Source organism: Pantoea sp. CTOTU50773 (assembly GCF_032082325.1).
Lineage (GTDB): Bacteria > Pseudomonadota > Gammaproteobacteria > Enterobacterales > Enterobacteriaceae > Pantoea > Pantoea communis.
Map to the genome: position 1 here is coordinate 1 of NZ_DAMDQC010000233.1, position 4,833 is coordinate 4,833.

Annotated in this window: 6 protein-coding genes; all 6 read left to right on the forward strand. The window is 57.1% G+C overall.

Annotation, left to right across the window (positions count from 1 at the left end):
* Positions 1–1,069, forward strand: a 1,069-nt coding sequence (locus RT340_RS21870; RefSeq protein ID WP_313377749.1) for an amidase family protein, incomplete at its 5' end; no start/stop codon positions are given.
* Between the two features lie 65 nt (positions 1,070–1,134).
* A complete protein-coding gene (locus RT340_RS21875) occupies positions 1,135–1,932 on the forward strand; it encodes a DeoR/GlpR family DNA-binding transcription regulator (RefSeq protein ID WP_097117623.1) in 798 nt (265 codons plus the stop codon).
* Positions 1,871–3,154: a Zn-dependent hydrolase gene (locus RT340_RS21880; protein ID WP_211728733.1), complete on the forward strand. Its 1,284-nt coding sequence runs from the start codon at positions 1,871–1,873 to the stop codon at positions 3,152–3,154. The genes RT340_RS21875 and RT340_RS21880 overlap by 62 nt, the downstream gene beginning before the upstream one ends.
* A complete protein-coding gene (locus tag RT340_RS21885; protein ID WP_313377750.1) occupies positions 3,148–3,366 on the forward strand; it encodes a hypothetical protein in 219 nt (72 codons plus the stop codon). Before RT340_RS21880 ends, RT340_RS21885 begins: the two co-directional genes overlap by 7 nt.
* Before the next feature lie 9 nt (positions 3,367–3,375).
* Positions 3,376–4,083 carry a phosphotransferase family protein gene (locus RT340_RS21890; RefSeq protein WP_313377752.1) on the forward strand — a complete coding sequence of 236 codons (708 nt, stop codon included), beginning with the start codon at positions 3,376–3,378 and terminating at the stop codon, positions 4,081–4,083.
* A partial coding sequence (locus tag RT340_RS21895; protein WP_313377753.1) for a choline/ethanolamine kinase family protein occupies positions 4,080–4,833 on the forward strand: 754 nt, incomplete at its 3' end. The genes RT340_RS21890 and RT340_RS21895, both read left to right, overlap by 4 nt.

Genomic DNA, 4,833 nt, shown 5'->3' on the forward strand with positions numbered 1-4,833 from the left:
GGCGGGCGCGATCATTGTCGGCAAAACCGCGACCACCGAGTTTGGCTGGACCGGATCCAGCTATTCACGGGTATTTGGTCATGGGCGCAATCCGTGGGATCCGGCGTTAACCAGCGGCGGTTCCAGTTCGGGATCGGCAATCAGCGTGGCGGCGCGCATGGTGCCTGCCGCGCTGGGCTCCGATGGTGGCGGATCGGTGCGTATCCCCGGTGCTTTTTGTGGCATTTTCGCCCTTAAAGCCTCGCTGGGACGCATCCCAACCTGGCCGTGGTCTGCCACTGAAATGCTCAGTCATGCCGGGCCGATGACGCGCACGGTTCGTGATAGCGCACTGCTGTTTGATCTGCTTTCTGGACCGGATGCGCGCGACCATCAGGCGCTACCAGCGAAAAATGAATCCTGGCTGGCACGCTGCGACCAGCCATTGCCCGCGCTGCGTGTGCATTACAGTCCCACGCTGTTTAACACACCGGTCGACGAGCAGATTGCGCGTTGCGTCGAACAGGCGGTGGAGCAGATTGCCCATACGTTACCGGTGACGCTCACGGCACGCCCGCTGGATTGGTCATCACCGTTTGAGACATTTGACACTTTATGGAGCGGCGGGCGCGGTGTGGCGTATGGTGCCGCACTGCAGCAGCAGCTCGACCAGCTCGATCCGGGCTTTGCCGCGCTGATTGAACGCGCGCAGCGCCTGAATCTGGCCGACTACCTGGCGGCGCAAAAACAACGAGCGGCGTTTGCCGGACAAGTGCACGCCTTGTTTGACAGCGTGGATTTACTGATCACGCCTACGCTGCCAGTGCTGCCGTTCTCGGCCGATCGCCATGTGCCGGAAAATCAGTCGCCGGGCGACAGCGGAGTAGAGTGGGCGCGCTGGACACCTTTCACCTGGCCATTCAATTTGAGTGGTAATCCGGCGGCGACGATTCCCTGTGGTTTTACCGCGCAAGGTTTACCGGTGGGTTTGCAGGTGATCGGCCGACGTTATGCGGAAGGCGACGTATTGCAGTTCTGCGCGGCGCTCGAAGCCCTGATGCCGTGGGATCAACATCAACCTTCTCTGTAAGGCGCGGCCTTGAGACCGCCCGATAGGTATACTGCGGTTTTGGCCTCTAAAAACAGAAGGTAAGCATGATTAATCAGCCACGTCTGGATGAGATAAAACGGATTTTACACCACGACAAACGGGTGCGCGTCACGGAACTGGCGCAGAAATTCGTGGTGTCAGAAGAGACGATTCGCCGCGATCTTAAATATCTGGAAGAGCAGAGCGTATTACGACGCGTGCACGGCGGTGCCATTTTACCGGTGCCCAGCGAAGAGCAGCCGTTACAGATACGCAGCCGTATCAAGCCGCGTGCTAAAGCGCGTATTGGTCAGCTGGCAAGCGAATTAGTGGAAGAGGGGATGGCGCTGTTTCTGGATACCGGCACTTCAACGCTGGCACTGGCGCAGCAGTTGACCCGCTTCTCGCGTTTGAAGGTTATCACGAACTCAATGGATATCGCCGCGCTGCTCACGCAGCAAAGCGACAACGCTGTCACGCTAACACCAGGGCGCGTTCGGCGAAATGATAACGCACTGATTGGCCCCCATACGCTGGAGTTCGCGCGTCAATTCCACTACGACATTGCCTTTATGGGCATTGGTGCAGTGGATCGGGACAACGGTTTTATGGATTACGAAGAGCCTGAGGCGTTATTAAGGCGCGTGCTGAGCACGCACTGTCGCCAGAGTGTGATTCTGGCAGATGAAGGCAAATTTGGACTGCGAACCTTTGTGAACACGCTGCCGTTTAGCGCGGTTGACACCTTAGTGACCAATGCGCGACCCGCGGCAGCTTTTGTAGCGAGTCTGGAGAGTGCCCATGTCAACATCCTCCATCCCGGCAATGCCGAGGATGACACCGCAAGATTATCAGGCGTTTGATGCGCTGTTCGCCCTCAGCAGCAGCATTGGTGCAACGCCAGCAGGCGGTTTACATCGCCTGACGGCATCTGCTGCGGATAAGCAAATGCGCGATGCCTTTTGTACCTGGCTGACGCAACAGGGTTTTCACGTTCACGTGGATGAAATTGGCAACATCTTTGGCTTGATGACGCTTTGCGAAGGCGCGCCATGGGTGCTGTGCGGTTCGCACCTGGACAGCCAACCGCTGGGTGGACGTTTCGACGGTGCCTACGGCGTCACCGGCGCTGCAGTGACCATGGCAACATTGGCTCGCCAGCTGCGCGACCATTCGCAAACCGCGCAACGTAATCTGGCGGTGGTGAACTGGACCAATGAAGAGGGTGCGCGCTTTCAACCCAGCCTGACCGGCAGTTCAGTGTTCACAGGCGCACTCTCGCTGGAGCAGGCTCTGGCGTGTTGTGATGGCGAAGGTATCTCGTTGCAAACAGCTTTGCAAAATATTGGTTATCGCGGAACGGCGTTACCCGATCTGACGGTGGCGGCCTACTGCGAACTGCACGTTGAGCAGGGTCCACATCTTGAATTGCAGCAGAAACAGATAGGCGTAGTGACGGAAACCTGGGCGGCACTGAAATGGCAGGTGACGTTTCGCGGAGAGCAAAACCATACCGGCCCGGCATTGATGGATCGCCGGCGGGATGCGCTGCTGGCAGCCGCGCACACCATTGTGGCGGTACGTGCAGAGGCTGAACGCTATGGCGAAGCACTGCATACCTCGGTGGGCCGTCTGGAAACCGTGCCTAATTCGCCGAACGTAGTGACTTCTGAAGCCACGTTATTTATTGAGTTTCGTTCTGCTGATGAAGCGCTATTGCGCCAGTTGCGCGACAGCTTCGGCCAGCAGATGCAATCGATTGCGCAGAACACGGCCACCGATGTCAGTCTCGACCGTGCACAGTATCGTCCACGACAGCAGTTACATTCGGCATTGAGTGATCTGGCTTTAGCGCAGGCGGAAAAATTGGGGCTGAAAGCGATGCCGATGCGTTCAGTAGCAGGTCACGATGCGATAAGCATGAGCTATCACTGCCCGAGTGCATTGCTGTTTGTGCCCAGCGTAGACGGCCTTTCGCACAATGAACGTGAATACACCGCCACCGCCGACTTGCATCGCGGTCTCGACATGTTGATGGCGATGCTCACTGAGCTCTGCCTGAAAGGGGAGGACGCCTTATGTTGATGCGTTTACAGCAAGCGCTGGCGAGTTGGCAACCCGCGCAATCCTTTGATATTCAGCCAGGCACGGCAGGTGTGGCGTCACCGCATCGTTTAGCGACGGAATGGGCCGGATTTCGCCTGCAGTCAGCGGGGCAAGGCTATTATGCCAAGGTGCTGTTCGATGATCAGAAAGCGTTGATTGATTTCCAGCGCAGCTCTGAAATTAGCTGCTAGGCGGGCGAGTTGGGCATCGCACCGGCGCTATGCCACGCCGATCCGCGCAATGGCGTTCTGATCTTCGCGGCGCTGGATGACAGCTTCCGCTGGGCGCGACTGGATGCGTTACGCGATCCGCATCACTTTGCCAGCCTGACGCGTACGCTGGATAAATTACATCACTCAGGATTGCCGCTTCCCTTACACAGCCGCCAGCAGGATATGTTGCGGCTACGTCTTCAACTGGAAACACAGGGTGTGCAACAGCCAGATGAGCTGCAATGGATGGGGGAATGTGTCGATTTGGCGTGGGAAGCACTCAACGCCGTGTACTATACACCCGTTTTGATCCACGGCGATAACATCGCCAGCAACTGGATGGTCAACCCTCAGGGTGAATGGCGCTTGCTGGACTTTGACTATGCCGCGCGCGGGGATGCCTGGCACGATATCGCGACGCTTATCCACGAACAACTGCCTACTGACGATCGCTGGCGTGATGCGATTCGTGCGTGGCGTGGTGACAGCAGCGAGGCTGATGTAGCGCGTTGTCGCTTATATGCGCTGGTGGATGATTATCACTGGACGCTATGGGGCATGCTGAACGGTGTCACCAGCACGCGCGGTCTGGAGTTTGCCAAGCTCGGCCAGTGGATGCTGTTGCGCTGCCGTCAGAGCCTGAGCGATCCCCGTTTTGAACGTTGGTTAAACCTGACAGCGGAGCAGGCAAAATGAGCAAATCTCTGGGTGAAGCGCAAAGCTGGCAGGAACAGCGGGTGGAACAAGCCATTACGGCGATGCCGGAATGGCAGGGCAGGGCGGTGCAGTATCGTCCGGTAAGCGGCGGTATTTCCAACGCCAACTGGCACGTGGCAGTCGAGGGCGCGCCTTGTGCTTATTTCGTCAAAATTCCCGGCGAAGGCACCGAGCGCTTTATTAATCGTGACACCGCACATGAAGCGAGCCTGAAAGCCGCGCAAACCGGCTATGGCGTGCCGGTGGTGGCCTATCTGCGCGATCTTGGCGTGGAAGTGTTTGAGTTCATCGATGGCTGGCGCGCCTCGTCAAACCTCGATTTCCAGCAATCCGCGATTCGTCATCGTGCGTTGCAGGGCTTGAAAAGTTTCAACGATCAGCCGTTGCTCAGGCAGAACAAAACCGTATTCGACATGCTTAATGAGCATATTGAGCAGGTCAGTGCACTCAATGTCGCGCTCTCTGCTGATGCTGCCTGGTTGCACAAACAGGCACAGCGCGCGCAGCAGGCGTTAGAAGCGGCGGGATTAGATTTGGTGCCGTGCATGAATGACACGCTGGCGGGTAACTTCATGCTCAATGCGCAGAACGATATTCGCCTGGTCGATTTTGAATATGCATCAAATAACGATCGCTGTTATGAACTGGCGCTGTGGTTTGGCGAAATGTTTTTCACACCGAAAATAGAACAGGAATTGCTGGAGGACTATTTCGGTAAAGTGGATGCAG

Coding starts and splice junctions, on each gene's coding strand:
- RT340_RS21875 (WP_097117623.1), top strand. CDS start 1,135: ATGATTAATCAGCCACGTCTGGATGAGATAAAACGGATTTTACACCAC.
- RT340_RS21880 (WP_211728733.1), top strand. CDS start 1,871: ATGTCAACATCCTCCATCCCGGCAATGCCGAGGATGACACCGCAAGAT.
- RT340_RS21885 (WP_313377750.1), top strand. CDS start 3,148: ATGTTGATGCGTTTACAGCAAGCGCTGGCGAGTTGGCAACCCGCGCAA.